This window comes from Vibrio sp. Y10_XG_PY6, from assembly GCF_024181795.1.
Taxonomy (GTDB): Bacteria; Pseudomonadota; Gammaproteobacteria; order Enterobacterales; family Vibrionaceae; genus Vibrio; species Vibrio diabolicus.
Window position 1 is genome coordinate 1,682,841 of record NZ_JAMZAQ010000001.1, and the last position, 14,729, is coordinate 1,697,569.

At 42.7% G+C, this 14,729-nt stretch carries 16 protein-coding genes and 1 pseudogene; 8 read left to right on the forward strand and 9 right to left on the reverse strand.

The features are described 5' to 3' along the window. The first annotated feature begins 85 nt into the window (after positions 1-85). Together NL644_RS07255 and ompV are read left to right on the forward strand one after the other, a co-directional pair. Positions 86-622: a copper resistance protein NlpE gene (locus NL644_RS07255; protein ID WP_046873821.1), complete on the forward strand. Its 537-nt coding sequence runs from the start codon at positions 86-88 to the stop codon at positions 620-622. 227 nt (positions 623-849) lie between these two features. After that, a complete protein-coding gene (gene ompV, locus NL644_RS07260; protein ID WP_005392665.1) occupies positions 850-1,626 on the forward strand; it encodes an outer membrane protein OmpV in 777 nt (258 codons plus the stop codon). A 75-nt stretch (positions 1,627-1,701) separates the two neighbouring features. Here the strand turns inward: ompV and NL644_RS07265 are convergent, their stop codons facing one another. The 3 genes from NL644_RS07265 to NL644_RS07275 form a co-directional block, all read right to left on the reverse strand. After that, on the reverse strand, positions 1,702-3,369 hold the full coding sequence (locus NL644_RS07265) for an ABC transporter substrate-binding protein (protein WP_199804215.1): 1,668 nt from the start codon (positions 3,367-3,369) through the stop codon (positions 1,702-1,704). Between the two features lie 159 nt (positions 3,370-3,528). Continuing rightward, positions 3,529-4,143 carry an outer membrane beta-barrel protein gene (locus tag NL644_RS07270; RefSeq protein WP_005373936.1) on the reverse strand — a complete coding sequence of 205 codons (615 nt, stop codon included), beginning with the start codon at positions 4,141-4,143 and terminating at the stop codon, positions 3,529-3,531. Positions 4,144-4,323: 180 nt separating this feature from the next. Then, entirely contained in the window at positions 4,324-5,208 is an 885-nt protein-coding gene (locus NL644_RS07275; RefSeq protein WP_005392662.1) for a LysR family transcriptional regulator, read from the reverse strand. Positions 5,209-5,302: 94 nt separating this feature from the next. On the opposite strand from NL644_RS07275, the gene NL644_RS07280 reads away from it, so the two are divergent. Then, a complete protein-coding gene (locus NL644_RS07280; RefSeq protein WP_005392661.1) occupies positions 5,303-6,199 on the forward strand; it encodes a DMT family transporter in 897 nt (298 codons plus the stop codon). A 62-nt stretch (positions 6,200-6,261) separates the two neighbouring features. Here the strand turns inward: NL644_RS07280 and NL644_RS07285 are convergent, their stop codons facing one another. From NL644_RS07285 to pncB, 4 genes are all read right to left on the reverse strand, one after another. After that, on the reverse strand, positions 6,262-7,041 hold the full coding sequence (locus NL644_RS07285) for a methyltransferase domain-containing protein (protein ID WP_114323442.1): 780 nt from the start codon (positions 7,039-7,041) through the stop codon (positions 6,262-6,264). A gap of 170 nt (positions 7,042-7,211) precedes the next feature. Beyond that, positions 7,212-7,730, reverse strand: a complete 519-nt coding sequence (locus NL644_RS07290) for a glycine zipper 2TM domain-containing protein (RefSeq protein WP_005392659.1) — start codon at positions 7,728-7,730, stop codon at positions 7,212-7,214. Positions 7,731-7,944: 214 nt separating this feature from the next. Beyond that, a complete protein-coding gene (locus tag NL644_RS07295; protein ID WP_005373947.1) occupies positions 7,945-8,304 on the reverse strand; it encodes a hypothetical protein in 360 nt (119 codons plus the stop codon). 336 nt (positions 8,305-8,640) lie between these two features. Further along, positions 8,641-9,951, reverse strand: coding sequence for a nicotinate phosphoribosyltransferase (gene pncB / locus NL644_RS07300; protein WP_114323524.1), 1,311 nt, complete (start codon positions 9,949-9,951; stop codon positions 8,641-8,643). 299 nt (positions 9,952-10,250) lie between these two features. Between pncB and NL644_RS07305 the strand changes: the two genes are divergently transcribed. From NL644_RS07305 to NL644_RS07315, 3 genes are read left to right on the forward strand one after another with little or no spacing between them, the layout of a single operon-like run. After that, entirely contained in the window at positions 10,251-10,976 is a 726-nt protein-coding gene (locus tag NL644_RS07305) for an NUDIX domain-containing protein (protein ID WP_005373953.1), read from the forward strand. A 33-nt stretch (positions 10,977-11,009) separates the two neighbouring features. After that, positions 11,010-11,663 carry an isochorismatase family protein gene (locus NL644_RS07310; protein WP_114323443.1) on the forward strand — a complete coding sequence of 218 codons (654 nt, stop codon included), beginning with the start codon at positions 11,010-11,012 and terminating at the stop codon, positions 11,661-11,663. Between the two features lie 31 nt (positions 11,664-11,694). Further along, positions 11,695-12,051 (forward strand): VOC family protein, encoded by a 357-nt coding sequence (locus NL644_RS07315; protein WP_114323444.1) that lies wholly within the window; start codon positions 11,695-11,697, stop codon positions 12,049-12,051. A gap of 3 nt (positions 12,052-12,054) precedes the next feature. Here the strand turns inward: NL644_RS07315 and NL644_RS07320 are convergent, their stop codons facing one another. Both NL644_RS07320 and NL644_RS07325 read right to left on the reverse strand, forming a co-directional pair. After that, positions 12,055-12,795, reverse strand: a complete 741-nt coding sequence (locus NL644_RS07320; protein ID WP_006741337.1) for a DNA-binding transcriptional regulator YciT — start codon at positions 12,793-12,795, stop codon at positions 12,055-12,057. Between the two features lie 91 nt (positions 12,796-12,886). Next, positions 12,887-13,317, reverse strand: a pseudogene (locus NL644_RS07325) (VOC family protein). Positions 13,318-13,510: 193 nt separating this feature from the next. On the opposite strand from NL644_RS07325, the gene NL644_RS07330 reads away from it, so the two are divergent. Beyond that, positions 13,511-13,984 carry a peptide-methionine (S)-S-oxide reductase gene (locus tag NL644_RS07330; RefSeq protein ID WP_147269930.1) on the forward strand — a complete coding sequence of 158 codons (474 nt, stop codon included), beginning with the start codon at positions 13,511-13,513 and terminating at the stop codon, positions 13,982-13,984. A gap of 300 nt (positions 13,985-14,284) precedes the next feature. Beyond that, a complete protein-coding gene (locus tag NL644_RS07335; RefSeq protein WP_005436338.1) occupies positions 14,285-14,725 on the forward strand; it encodes a PTS sugar transporter subunit IIA in 441 nt (146 codons plus the stop codon). Positions 14,726-14,729 lie beyond the last annotated feature (4 nt).

Sequence of the window (14,729 nt, forward strand, 5' to 3'; positions counted from 1 at the left end):
CATTCTATTGCTTTTTGATGACGCAAATACCTGATAAATGTCTACTATTACTCTCATACAAAATCTTGATTTAAAGAGGGATAAAATGAAAAAAACAATGTTGGCACTAACAGGCGCGGTAATCATTCTTGCAGGCTGTCAAGATGAGAAACCTGCCGAAACAAGCGCAGTTGAAGTACCTCAAGCGACGGAAACTGAAGTCACCACTAGTGCAGAAGTTACTACAGAGACAATTGACACGCTGCCAGTAGCAGAAGAACAAGTCATCACTGAAGAAACATTTGTAGACTCTGAGCATAACGCACAAAATGCCCTGGACTGGAACGGCACATACAAAGGTACGCTTCCATGTGCGGATTGTTCAGGTATCGACATGACCATCACACTAAATCAAGATGGCACTTACGTACTTGAAGAAAGCTACCAAGACAAAGAAGACGGTCAGTCAAAGTCTGAAGGCCAATTCACTTGGGATGCAAACGGCAGCATCGTAACGTTGACAAACGAAGATGCGCCAAACCAATACTTTGTTGGTGAAAATGTACTTATGAAGCTAGACATGAATGGCGAAAAAGTAACAGGTGACCTAGCACCGTTATACAACTTAACGAAACAACAATAAGTTCGTATCGATACCTGATAAATAATCTAAATCCGAGCTACCCCAGCTCGGATTTTTCTTTCCATCGACGGCGGTTGTCTTTCTTATCTTTCTTATCTTCCTTCTCTGATCTTACATTCCGCTTCTTATCCTGATGGTTCATTACATTTCCATACGCTTTGCTGATAGAGGCTTACAACTTCATTTTGTACAGTGTTCAAAACAAATCAGAACAACTCGGAAAAATGATGAAAAAGACATTAATTGCACTACTAACTCTGACTGCTGCTGGTTCAGCGGTTGCTGGTGATACTTATATTCGTAACGGTAACATCTACAACAATGAAGGTGGCTGGAACGCGGAAGTCGGAGTGGCTCATGGCAGCGATCTTTTCAAAGATCAAAAATACAATACAGCTCCAATTCTAAATGGCGGTTACCATGGTGACGACTTTAACGCCGATCTAAGTGGCATTAACTACCGCTTCTTCGGTAACACCAATGAATTAATCAACATGAGTGCTTACCTTGTTGGCAGTGGTGTCATGCGTGACGGTGATATTGCAAAGAGCCTGAAAGGCACGGATAAACGTCGCTTTGCTGTCGATTTAGGTTTGAACACTGACTTTACGTTAGATCAACACAATGTGATTTCAACATACCTTCAACATGATATCAGTGGTGCTTACAAAGGTTACTTAGCGGGTGCGACTTACTTCCACATTATGAACTTCGGTAGTGTTGATTTTGTTCCTTTTGCTAACCTAACTTATCAAAGTGAAGACTACGTAGATTACTACTTTGGCGTAAAACAACGCGAAGCAAATGCAAACCGCAAAGCGTACAAAGGTGATTCAACAGTAAGCTATGGTTTAGGCTACAAGCTAGTCATGCCAATCAACGATAACTGGCAAGTGAGCCAAATGACACAATACACTCGCCTAGGCAGCGGTATCAGCGATTCCTCGATTGTTGATAGTGCAAATCAATGGGTTGTTGGTGCGAGTGTGTCGTACAACTTCTAACTCTACATTCCACATAAAGCCATCATTGCGATGGCTTTATGTATTCATACTCTATGCTCACCGTATCGAAATATGCTAGTTAGAGTGAGCGATCCAGAGACGATGCAAATCGCTATAACCCGTATTTTTCACCTGAACACCGCGCACTTGCTGTGTTTTTGTCACCTCTTCATAGCCAACAAATAAAGGCAAATAAAGATACTGCTCTCGTAACGCTTTTTCTACACCTAAAAGAGATTGTAAAGATTGAGCATTTGTCATGGCTTCGCGAAGGTTTTCTCGATGGATCAACATCTGGCTTTGATCAAAACTAAAACGCAAACCTGTTGCTATCGATAGCCATTCAAATACGCCATACTCAAACGGCGCTTCCATGACTTCTTCAATTAGGAGCAAGTCCGCTCGATGTGATACGACTTCAGGAAAACTAATGTCATCAATAATGACGATCTCTAGCTCTAATCCCGTCGCACGAATCACACGGTGCAACCACTCAGAGTGACGAATTAAACTTGGTATCGTCCAGATTGGCTCGGCTAGCGCTACTTTACCCTGTAGCTTAGGCGTCACAACAGCCTCTGCGATTAGTAAATCTTGCTCTTGAGTCGCTAACTGAATGCTGTCAACGGCACTTTGCGCCTCATAGATTCTCTTTTGCGCATTGATGTAATCGGCGAGTTGATACCAATCTTCTTTTGCGAGATTAGAGTCCGCGCGTTCACGATAGGTCAAATATGAAAATGCGCTGATTTTTTCCACTTCAACGTGATCAGAGGTTTGGTTAAAACTCAACATATTCAGGGTTTTAACATCACCATGAGACAGCGTAATTTGGTCTAACAATGCGCGCGCTGAAAAATATTCTTTGTGTGCTTGAAGAAGCATACTCTCTTGGTTCCAACCACTGATTTTAAATGGTCCGGTGCCTATGTGGTAAGAATAACCAGAACCGAAAGAAACAACATCTCGACAAAGAATAGAAGCGTGAGGAGTGGCTAGCATATATGGAAAAAACATGTTCGGATGTTTCAATGTAATTTTTAAGCAGCTCGATGTTTCGGTAATCACACTGTCAATACATTGCCAGAGCTCGTGTACTGGTCCTTTTATTTCCTTAAGTCTTTCTATGCTCCAAACAACATCTTGTATGCTGAGAAGTTCGCCATCGTGACGATATATTCCAGGTCTCAACCATAACGTCATCACATTGCCTTCCATTTTCCACTCATGTGCTAGCGAAGGCTCAATGCCACCATTGGAATTTTGAGTCAGCAAAACATCATAAACACTTTTCGCCACATGCAGTTCAGTATGACGATAAGTATTCGCAGGATCGACCTTAGACACCCAAGGGTAAGAGGAGATCAAAATAGCATTATTTGACTCATTCAACTGGTTCACTTTTTCAGAGGCAATCGTCAACGCCCTGACAGCACTTTGGCCGAACCAATCGATAAGTTTTGTTATCGAGTTCATTCTTCCCCGACCAAGCTCCTCAACCAAAAATTCGGTCATCGCTTGTTGAAGGGAAATAGTAATATTCAGACGGCTGGCGTTACTTCTGCCAATTGCAGGTTTCCAATCTACCCAACCGTAAGTGGCAAGCTTTTTCATCACAATAGAAACATTGCGTCTTGACGTACAAATTACCACTTCAAGCTCAGACAGCGTAACGAAGTGATATTGATGAGGTTCAAAGTGCTTTAACAGTAGATCCAGATACCTAAGATTGACATCGTTCACAAAGATTCCTAAGAGTTATTCCAAAGCAAAAAATAGCACAGGACGCTTAGCAACTAAACTTCCTGTGCTATATCTAAACATATTCAAAGCTTGGACTCAGCTCGACCAACAGAAGTCAAAAACGTGTACTAAGCCAAGAGGTAACTTGAATAAGTATTCTTAGAAACGGTAACTCATACCTACAGAGAACACGTTGATGTCAGCATCAACCGTTACTTTTTCATTACCAAATTTCGCAATGTCTAGCTCAGGCATCATGTATTCCCATTCAACTTGCAGAGCAAAGTTTTCTGTAATAGCGAACTCTGCGCCTAAACCGTACATGCCTGTCACAGTGCTGTCAGAAATGGTGGTATGGCCTGCGCTACCGTCAATCACAGAGTTGCTAATTTTGAATTCAGCATTGAAGTAAGAAAGACCAGCTTTAGCAAAAAGGTTGAAACGATCACCAATAGGTAGAGTCGCCTTTGGTTGAATCGATAGATACTTCATATCACCAACAGTAACAACTTTGCCGTCTAAAGCGTCGTAGCCACCAATGGCTGCTTCTAGAGAAATGTATTCGTTGAATTTGTAACCACCAAATACTTTACCTGAAAGGCTTGAGTCATCTTCAAGTTTAAGCTTAGTGCTAGCGTTGGTACCACCACCATTGATAGAGCCATTAACATCACCAAACGATGCTTGACCTACCGATGCGCCAACGTAAGGAGCTGCGTTTGCAACAGAACATGTTGCTAGAAGGGCTGTCATTAGCCATGTTTTTTTAAACATTGTATTTCACTGCCTGTTAATTATTGAGGTTGTGTTTTGCCCATCCTTAAGCACGTCATGCTATCCATTTCACTCGGTTTCAAAACCAAGTTGATGTTAATGAATAAAAACTCAATAAAACATGAAATATTTAAACACAACTTTGCCACTTTATTTCTTAATTATGACAATTTAGTCATTTTACAAGCACTGTTGCTTCAACCAATTGGTGAGTTTGATGATTTCCGCCTGCTTGGCTCGGCTCTTTTTATGAATAAAATAAAAGCTGTCCCCCGTCTCTAATCCATGAGAAGGGATATACACCAAATCATGCGCTTTATCTCTTTCATTGAGCATAAAATCATTCGCAAATGCGATGCCTTGGTCATAACGTGCAGCCTCAATTGCCAGCAACATATGACTAAAATGTTGAACATCGACATCTTTCGGCAAAGTGTAACCACCCGCTCTGCACCACTCTGCCCAGTCTTTTCCTCTCTCACGATAAATAGAGTCTGTTGACAAAATAGGATATCGCCAAAGCGCTTCTGGAATGGGTTGATCTTGTAACTCTTTCCAAATTTTATGGCTGCATACCGGATACAGCGTTTCCGCGTATAACTTCACCGACATATAGTTGCGCTTTGGCTTCTCTACCGTGATAAAGCAATCACCAACGCTATCTGTCTGCTCAGGATCACCAACAACCATATTGAGTGTCAGATCGATTTCCGGATGTAACCGCTTAAAATCAGACAAACGCGGAATAAGCCACTTTACGGCAAGCGAGCTATAAATCGCTAAACGTATGCTGCCTTTGTCCCCTTCTCTCACCTTTTGGCTGGCCATCGCAATAGAGCTAATTGCCGGGCTAATATCCTCTAAATAACGAGCACCAGTATCCGATAAAGAGAGCTTTCTTCCTTGACGAATAAATAATGACTCGCCCAAATAATCTTCCAATAATCGTATCTGATGACTAACGGCACTTTGCGTCACATTGAGCTCTTCAGCCGCAAGCGAAAAGCTAGAGTTTCGAGCGACAGATTCAAAACAGTGAACCGCTCTGAGTGGTGGCAATTTCATTATCTAAAAATCTCATACTTAAACTAATAAATATCACTTCACTTCATCCTATGACATCACCTACTCTTTGGCAAAGAAAGAGGAGAGGAAATAAGTGAAAGTTACATCGGTCGGCGCAGCTATGCTGCTATTAATTGTTGGGAATCTCATTGCGGTGCTTTCGGACTCTTTAATTAAAAGTGTCGGAAATGAAGTGCCTATTTTTCAGTTTGTCTTTTTCCGACAAATTTCCGCAGTGCTTTTCCTACTGCCTGTCTGCTTGCTGACAAAAAAGACTCATTTTCTTGAAGGATTTAAATGGCATGCTGTCCGCGCTCACGTGTGGTTGCTTGGTGCTATATTTATGGTTTTGGCGATTTCATCTTTACCGCTCGCAACTGCGAACGCAATCTTCTACGCCGCGCCATTGATCATGTTGCCGCTTGCAGCAATCTTTTTTGGAGAACAGTTATCTAAGCAATCGGTCGCCGCTGCGATAATGGGCTTTGCCGGTGTATTGGTCATCATTCGTCCAGACCAAATCGATTGGGCAGCGATTTCAGCTTTAGTTGTTGCAATTACTTTAGCAATCAATAACTTGCTCATTCGAAAACTGCCAAAAAATCAGTCTGTGATGCAAACGCTATTAATGACAAACTTGGCAGGTATTCCCGTGGCTTTCTTACTTGTTCTGATCGAAGCGGAACCTTGGGACTGGAGTGCTTTCCCTGTCGCTGCTGGCTCAAGTTTGTTCATCATGATTTATGCGGCAACATGTGTGATCGCTTACCGCTCGATTGATAGCAACAAAATTGCCAGCGCTGAATACAGTGGCTTAATTGGTGCCGTGTTTGTGGGATTAATCTGGTTTGGAGAAGTGCCAGACATATTTATGGCTATAGGAACAATAATGATTGTTGTGCCGCTGGTTTGGCTTTCTAAACGAGAACGTCGCAAGAAAAAGCTGCAAGCTCAACAAGAGCGAGAGCAACAAGAGGCGCACGTTACTTAAAATCGCGCTCTATCTCAAAGACTAAAAAACCGAGTCGTAAGTGCTCGGTTTTTTATGTAGCTCTAATCCATTCTGATGTAAGCGACCACATGAGATAAAAACTGCCTTGCAAAACGATCATTAAACCGGATGCGATATTCATGATCGGCTTCCGATACTAAACGCCAACCTTCAGCAAAGTACTCTTTGATATCATCGACCGCTTCGTCTTCATTTTTGATGTGTTTCGCGTTCCACTGATAAGTGCAAGAGACAACCATCAGCCCGCCAACCTTGGTGGCTTCTTTTAGAGCGTTGATCACGCTAAGTGGCGACTCACATTGATCAACCACGTTCAAACATACGACTAAATCAAAGCTAGACTGGAGAGTATCGTGCTCAAAAGGTTGGTTAATCAGCGTCAAATCAACATGAGCACATTTTTGCACGATATCTCTATTCTCTACTTCTAACGTGTTTATGGTGTTCACATCGTGCAGATAAGTTAACTCGACCCGTTGTTCTTCTATTAAAAGCTGCTTAAAGCCATCTATTAACCTATTTGAAGGCTCAACCAGCGTCGCTTCTTTAAGGCTAGATAAGCGTTGCACTAACTCATAATAGTTTCTTCCCAGCGCCGCCCCAACCTCAAGTAGGGAACACGGCTGAACGCCGCTCTCGAGTGCCGTCTGCGCAATAAAGTCAGCGACTTGGGAACAATGTGGTGATGACAAAAAAGAGAGTGGGACTTGTTTTGAGCGACTGGTTATCGTCTCGATCTGCTTATCTTCGATGAACTTGTCGAACCATTGCGCTTCGAAATAACCAGCTAAACCACGATCGGTCAGGTAAAAATCTTCCATGTTTTTTCCGTTCGTACTTTTAGAAAAGTGATTGTATCGAACGCTGAAATTAACTGGTAATTCTGGCTGCACATTCCCGTGGGAAAATAGATGAAAACACCGCTTATGTGAAAAAGCCCTTTCGTCTCAAAGATAAAAGGGCTTGTTAATTACTTCGGTTGAGGAGCTAGTTATTGCGGAAGAACAACTTTGCCATCTTGAATTGGGAACGTTTTTGTCGCTGGCTTGCTCGCTAAGCGAACCGTCGTTGGCGCACCTGAAACTTCATAAGTGACATCGTAACCCACTACTTTTTCAGATGTTGTGTATTCTGTGTGGCACTGCTTTTTCGTCGTTGTCACTACATCGCCTTGTTGCACGTTCTCCTGAATCTTACGACCCGTTAACGCACCAGCGATCGTACCAGCTGCAGTTGCAATCACTTTACCTGAGCCGCCACCGATTTGATTACCCAATGCCGCGCCAGCTGCTGCGCCGCCGACCGTACCAATTATCTTATTATCGTCCGTAGGGGCAACTTGCTCCGTTACTACCACGTCTTTACATACTTGGTGTGGATTTTTCACAGTTTCAGTCACCGCTTCAACCAAAGTAATGTTTGCTTGGGTTGGAGCTGGTGGCGTTTTGTCTTTACAGCCTGCTAGTACAGCAACAACTGCCGTTGCAATTGCGATAGATTTCATATTCATGATTTACATCCCAGTATGGTTTGCTTTGATGAGCGGTATAGTAAATCGCAATTAGGAAATCACATCAGGCGAAAACAAACCCTCTGTCATTAACGAGTAAAGAAACGCTGTTTTATAAAAGGTACGTCAAGAAACACTCAACAGAATGTCAACTGAGCTAAAACCGTATCATTACTGATTATGATTAGGCTTGATTAACCTATGAGGCTTATTTTTAAGCCAAGCTTAAAAACAGTTCGTCGTCGGTTAAATACTTATGACGGTGACTCAGGTTACGCACGTGCATAAACATAAAATCAGGAAAGCCAGGAGCAATAATGTTGTTTGGTTCCCAGCATACACCGCCAACAAACACATATCGCCCTTGCTTGTCATCTTCGTGAAGGGGGTTATTAAGAGGAGAAGAAAACTCTGCGCGGCAACCTTCAACCACACAAACAATTTGTCCTTTAAAAAGGCCGATCACGCGCTTAACAAGATTTGCCTTGATGCCACATTTCCATGCCTGCCGAGTTGCCATCTCATAGCCATATTTTCGGATCGCTTTCTTTTGCAAATGTACTACTAGGTTCATTTTGACTCCTGATTCAAGCAATTACGCGAAGCCCAAAGTCATAAAAGCAGATAGACGTCTATACCCGAGTGACCTCATGGTACATGGGAATAAACTACGTGATTAGACTGAGTTTAGTGTCTGATGAAAATACACCCTCCACGATGCTGTAACGTATCGATTTACATCAATCATAGGCACATAGCACATCAAAAAAAACAACTTCATTTTCGAGTGCTTTCCTACGCTGTATCTGGTTACTTCTGAATATTACTATAACGAAATCACCCTCTACGTTTGTCTATATAAATTTGTCGTAACGATAGAGGGTGCTTATCAAGGATGGGAGGATAACGCCTACGCGTCGATGAGATAGTTTTGACCTTCAGTTTCTAGACGATCAATCAGTTTACGACACTCATTTAAATCAAGAGGTTGCTCGAAGCGGCGCTTGAGGTTCATCAAAAAGAAGATATCTTCACACATGGCTTTCTCAGGTTCGTCACTGATTTTTGCGACTGGTGAACCATTGCACGTGACCATTTTGATCACGATAGAAAGTGGCTGGTAGGCTTCACCCGCTTTATTGACATAATCACCCATATCATTCGCAAGAAAAGTACCGATACCAAAACTCACCTGAATACGTCCTTGGAAGTACTCGCAAATATCTAACGCTTGTTCGAAGTTAAGTCCGTCTGTAAACACCAGCGTTTTTGTTAACGGGTCTATATTAAGCGACTGATAGTGTGCAATCATTTTTTCACCCCAGCTATAAGGGCAACCACTATCGTGACGTACACCGAAATACGCGTTACTTAGCTCTTCATCAAAGTCTTTAAGGAAGGCATCGATACCAATCGTGTCGGTAAGTGCAATACCTAGTGCACCGTTAAACATTTTTTGCCAACGTTGCAAAGCCACTTTTTGCGAATCTCGCACATTCACCAGAGCTTGATGGCCCATAAACCATTCATGAGCAACGGTACCGATAGGCGTTAAATTCAGTTCTTTTGCTAAGTGGTAGTTGCTTGTTCCTGTCAAACATTCCGGCACTTCCTGGCACAAATATTCCAACATGGTGCGCTGAGCTTGAAAGGAAAAACGTCGACGCGTCGACATATCAGAAAACTTAAAGTTAGTGATGTTACGACGTTTTAGCTCGGATTTTAGGTACCGAATTTTCTCTTCTAAGACGGTGGTAAATTGCGCTACAGGGATATCTGACCAACGCTGACGGCTACGAACTTCAGACACGATGCTCATGATGATCGTTTCGTACAAAATAGTCTCTCGCCACAAACCATTGATAGTAATGCGTAACTGGCTTGAGCCATCAGCCATGGCTTTATTATGGAAAGAGACATCACTTTGTGGATTGAAACAGAAATGGCGCAGTGCATCAACAAAGTCAGGATTCAGGTAAGGCGCGACACGCTTAATATATTCGATTTCTTCTTGCGTAAATTGAATGTCTTGCAGTTTAAGAACTTCTGCTTTTACCTCTGGTAGCAGTTCAGAGAGATCTTCCTCGCTACGCACAATAAATTTGTATGACACCATCGCATCAGGGTAAAGCGCTGTTACTGCGCTCATCATATTGACTTTGTAGACATCAAAATCCAAAGCGCTTTGAATGATGCGGGAAGAAAATAGTTTGGTGGTCATTAGGTGCCCTTCTACACGCCCTTCCTGGGTATATAACTTTTTGTTACTAACTAATTTGCGTAAACAATAAACACCCATCTATAGTTTGTCAACTTTTGTTACTAACCACTCATTTTTATAAGGTTTTTCTGTCTAGAATTCGCACACAGATTGTGAATAAGTCAGATTTATTCGTAGATTTATACTCAAGGCGTATTATGAAGCACTACCGAAAACGTTTCGCACAACTCGTTACTTACCCATTGATTGACCACTTGTTATGCGCTAGATTACTTACAAATCAATATTAGGACCCAACCATGATCGTATCTGTCGACATTATTCCATTCAGGCTATCAGGCTGTGCCGATAAGGGATTGGAAGTGTTGTTGATTAAACGTTCAAATCCAAATCGGCCATACCATGGAGTCTGGGCACTACCGGGCGGATTTGTCTTTGATAAAGACTTAACCAGTGAAGGAGGACGCCCGGCCGATGAAAACTTTGAGGCGGCGCGTCGCCGAATTTGCCGCGAGAAAATCCATACTTACCCTCGTCACTTTAGTGAAGCTTTTATCGACGGCGATCCCAAGCGTGATCCAGAAGACTGGAGCTTAAACATTACGCACTACGCCTTGGTCGATCGTAACAATGTAGAGCAAATCAACAATGCAGGTGTACCAGAGTGCCAACTTAAATGGTTTTCGCTACAGGCTATACTCAATGGAGAAGAGACTCTCGCGTTTGACCATCAAAAAACCATTGAAAAAGCGTGGCAGAAGCTTCGTGCATCCATTGAATACACATCGGTTCTTTTGTTTGCATTAGACAAAGAGTTTTTGGTTGCCGACATCATTTCTGCTTATCAAGAGTTTGGTATTGATATTAGCCGAATGACGATTAAGCGCCGCTTGATAGATTCAGGCGTACTAAAACCCACCAATAAAGTCGCTTCTACCAACAAAGGCAAAGGTGGAAAACCCGCAATGGTATATACGCTGACCAGCGACGAAGTAACCTTTTTTCAAAACTGTTTGCGTGGATAAACGCAGGTAATCAGACAGACAAAGGAGTCTGCCATGACTGTTCGAGTAAACTATCAAACTACAGCAGTGATCGACGTTGATCCAGAGAAAGGCTTTAGTGAGTTATGTCCAAATGAACTACCCGTTGCAGGTGCGTTGGAAATCGTACCGGAGCTTCTGAGTAATCATGCCAAAGGCCGATTAAAACTGGTGAGCCGTGACTTGCACCCACCGAAAGCAAAATGGGATGCAGAAACACCAGCCAACATGCTTGAACCCGTCGGTCTACCCAATGTGGATATAAAATGGAACCGCCATTGTGTGCTTGGCACAACAGGTTCTGAACTGCTAGACGGTTTACCACCTGTTTTGGACTATGATTTTCAAGTTAATAAAGGCATGGATCCTGATGCGCATCCTTACGGTATTTTCTTCCATGATATTGCCGATATTAAAACGACAGGCGCACATGAATTTCTAAAATTCAACGGGATTGATACCCTAGTGATCGGTGGTCTCGCGCTAGATTTTTGTGTGAAGAAATCCGTCATGCAAGCACTGGATCTTGGCTACAATGTGGTGGTCAACCTTGCTTCAACTCGCGCAGTGCTGCCTGATAATGTTGAAAATGTGCTGACAGAGCTCAAGGATCAAGGCGTATTATTTGTCGAAAAAGCGGATGACATCATCGTAGAAAAATTCGCCTAGAGGCATGAAACAAATGGATAGGGATTTCACTATGCATCAACATGAAAAATTGAATTACGTTGAATTTGGTTCCACCAATATTAACGCTACAAAACAATTTTTTGAGCGTACCTTTGACTGGACCTTTATCGATTATGGTCCTGAATACTCTGCATTTTCAGGACAAGGGTTAGATGGCGGATTCTTCAAATCTGAGTTTGTAAACCAAACCGCAAATGGTGGCGCACTTTTAGTGTTTTATAGCTCAGATATTCAGGCCACGCAGGCAAAAGTAGAACAATGTGGTGGAAAAATTATCCGCCCTATTTTCGAATTTCCCGGCGGCTGCCGATTCCACTTCACCGAACCAAGTGGAAATGAATTCGCAGTATGGTCGGAGAGCCATTAGTACTTACCCCAACACCACTTCCACACCTAGCTTTTTGATTTGCTCAAGGTCGCTTTTCGGAGCGGCTTTGTCGGTTAACAACACCGATATTTCGTTGGTATTGCCAATTGAAGAAGGATAAATCTGTCCAAATTTACTGGAGTCCGTCAGTACGATGTTACGTCTATTCTTTGCCAGAATGGCCTCTGCGATGTCGGCACGCATCATGTCTCGGCTAGTAAAACCAGTGTCTTGGTGAAATCCGTCGATACCCAAGAAAGCCGTGCTGAAGTGAATGTTCTCAATACAGAGTTTGGTGAGCGGGCCAACCAAGCTCTCGCCTTGATGCTGATACACACCACCAAGCAAGATAATGTTGGCTGAGGTGTTACGGATGAGATGGGCAATGTACGCCGATGGGGTAATGATGGTCACATCGCCGCGTTCAGCTAAAGTGCGAGCCAGTAATGCGTTTGCACTCCCACCTTCAATCAGCACTGTCTCACTTGGCGCGACCAAGTCTGCCGCTTTATTTGCAAGTGATTGTTTAATATCGAAACGGACTTCTAATCGGGTATCAATATCATCACTTTGCAATGCGGTAGCTGCGCCGTGTACGCGCTTTAGATAGCCCTGTTGCTCCAGAAAATTCAAATCCTGCCTGATGGTCACGCCCGACACGCCGATAATGTCAGAAAGCTCCGTGACTTGAACGCGTTTACGATCATTCACTAATTGCAGGATTTCATTTTGTCTTGGGTTCACAGGCTCGCTCCTTATTGATGAGCTTGCAGTATACGCCCGAATACTTTCATATGAAAGCAGCCTGTGAACGATAGAAATAAGCGAAGCTGCGTTACACCGTAAGCTCTAGACGGTTGCCATCCGGATCTAATACGCAGCTTTCGTAGTAACCATCACCCGTTTGTCTCGGACCGTCGATCCATTGGTAGCCATCATCTACTAAGGTTTTGGTTAATTGATCCATTGGTAGCCATCATCTACTAAGGTTTTGGTTAATTGATCCACCGCCTGCTCTGATCCTAAAGCGAAGGCAAAGTGTGCTAATCCTGTTATCTGCATCGCATGAGATTTTTCACAAGCGGTCACACCTTCCATCGACATCAACTCCAATCGTGCACCACTTTCAAACGAAAGAAAGTAAGATGAAAACTGCTTAGTTGGGTTGTGGTATTTATCGTTAGACATCGCGTTAAAATATTTCTCATAGAAGGCTTTTAACTCTTCCAAACGTTCTGTCCAAATCGCGATATGTTCAATTTTCATTGGGATTCCCCTTAGCTCTTAACTGCGCTCAATCTAACGAGGAAAAGCAGCACAAAAAAGAGAGCAAATCACCACCGAGTTGTTCCTGTTTTATGTCCGAACTGCTCATCGATGAGTCATTAAATCTATGGTTGGAGTTGTGTTTGAGCGAAAGTGATGTCCATAATGGCGCAAAGTTTTACAGGATAAAATGATGGAAGAGATTTACTTCGCAGGCGGCTGCCTTTGGGGCGTGCAAGAATTTATGCGCCACCTTCCGGGCGTAATTGGCACCGAAGCAGGACGAGCAAATGGCACGACGGATAACACTCAATCCGAATACGATGGTTACGCAGAATGCGTGAAAACCCAATTCGACCCTGAACAAGTTTCGGTTGAAACTTTAATGGGGTATCTGTTTGAGATCATCGACCCGCACAGTGTTAACAAGCAAGGTGAAGACGCAGGTGAAAAGTACCGTACCGGTGTTTATAGCCAAAACGAGCAACACCTAACGATTGCTAAAGCGTTTATCGCAGCAAGACCGGATGCCGATAAAATCGCCGTAGAAGTGCTGCCACTCACAAACTACGTGCCAAGTGATGATGAGCACCAAGACCGACTCACGCGCTTTCCAAATGACTACTGCCACATCCCGTTAGATTTGCTGCATAAATATAAAAATTAATGGCCAGCTTTTATCGCTGTTTCTATTATCTCAAAACTAAGAGGCGCAACGCCTCTTTTTGCATCCTAACCAGGGCTATTGATCCTCCTCCAGTTCATTTTCATGTCTAGTTATTTATTTCAAAATAACTGGAATATAAATCACATAATAAATTTTATAATATTCCGCATTATTAATGACGGCTATCACACTTAAGATTGAGTGATACAAAAGTATAGTTATTGGTTTTTTTTTACTATTTCAGAAAACCGTAACATTAATTAAATTTGCCTCATTACTTCAGTACCAATGAGTCAAAAAATGATTACAGAACTAACAAACGTCAATTTAATTAAAGGCAACCTTCAAGCAAATAATAAAAAAGAAGTCTTTGAAGAGCTAGCGCAAATGCTATTCGAAAATAATCGAATAAGCAGCAAAGAGGCTTTTTTAACCGACATCGAAGCACGTGAAGCATTAAGCGTGACTTCAATGGACGGCATCGCATACCCACACGCAAAAAGCAAAGCGGTGACAGAGCCTGCAATCGCTGTTGGCGTAAAGCGCGAAGGCATCGAGTATGGCGACGAAGAGGGAGTAAAACCAACCGTATTCTTCATGATTGCTTCACCTGATAACGGTGCCGACCACCATATTTATGTTCTTCAAGAATTATTCGGAAAATTTAGCGAAGAGTTTATTGAAGATATTCATAACGCAAAAGACGAAAACCAAATACTAAATATTTTAATTAATTCATAAGGCG

Coding starts and splice junctions, on each gene's coding strand:
- NL644_RS07255 (WP_046873821.1), top strand. CDS start 86: ATGAAAAAAACAATGTTGGCACTAACAGGCGCGGTAATCATTCTTGCA.
- ompV (WP_005392665.1), top strand. CDS start 850: ATGAAAAAGACATTAATTGCACTACTAACTCTGACTGCTGCTGGTTCA.
- NL644_RS07270 (WP_005373936.1), bottom strand. CDS start 4,143: ATGTTTAAAAAAACATGGCTAATGACAGCCCTTCTAGCAACATGTTCT.
- NL644_RS07275 (WP_005392662.1), bottom strand. CDS start 5,208: ATGAAATTGCCACCACTCAGAGCGGTTCACTGTTTTGAATCTGTCGCT.
- NL644_RS07285 (WP_114323442.1), bottom strand. CDS start 7,041: ATGGAAGATTTTTACCTGACCGATCGTGGTTTAGCTGGTTATTTCGAA.
- NL644_RS07290 (WP_005392659.1), bottom strand. CDS start 7,730: ATGAATATGAAATCTATCGCAATTGCAACGGCAGTTGTTGCTGTACTA.
- NL644_RS07295 (WP_005373947.1), bottom strand. CDS start 8,304: ATGAACCTAGTAGTACATTTGCAAAAGAAAGCGATCCGAAAATATGGC.
- pncB (WP_114323524.1), bottom strand. CDS start 9,951: ATGACCACCAAACTATTTTCTTCCCGCATCATTCAAAGCGCTTTGGAT.
- NL644_RS07305 (WP_005373953.1), top strand. CDS start 10,251: ATGATCGTATCTGTCGACATTATTCCATTCAGGCTATCAGGCTGTGCC.
- NL644_RS07310 (WP_114323443.1), top strand. CDS start 11,010: ATGACTGTTCGAGTAAACTATCAAACTACAGCAGTGATCGACGTTGAT.
- NL644_RS07315 (WP_114323444.1), top strand. CDS start 11,695: ATGCATCAACATGAAAAATTGAATTACGTTGAATTTGGTTCCACCAAT.
- NL644_RS07330 (WP_147269930.1), top strand. CDS start 13,511: ATGGAAGAGATTTACTTCGCAGGCGGCTGCCTTTGGGGCGTGCAAGAA.
- NL644_RS07335 (WP_005436338.1), top strand. CDS start 14,285: ATGATTACAGAACTAACAAACGTCAATTTAATTAAAGGCAACCTTCAA.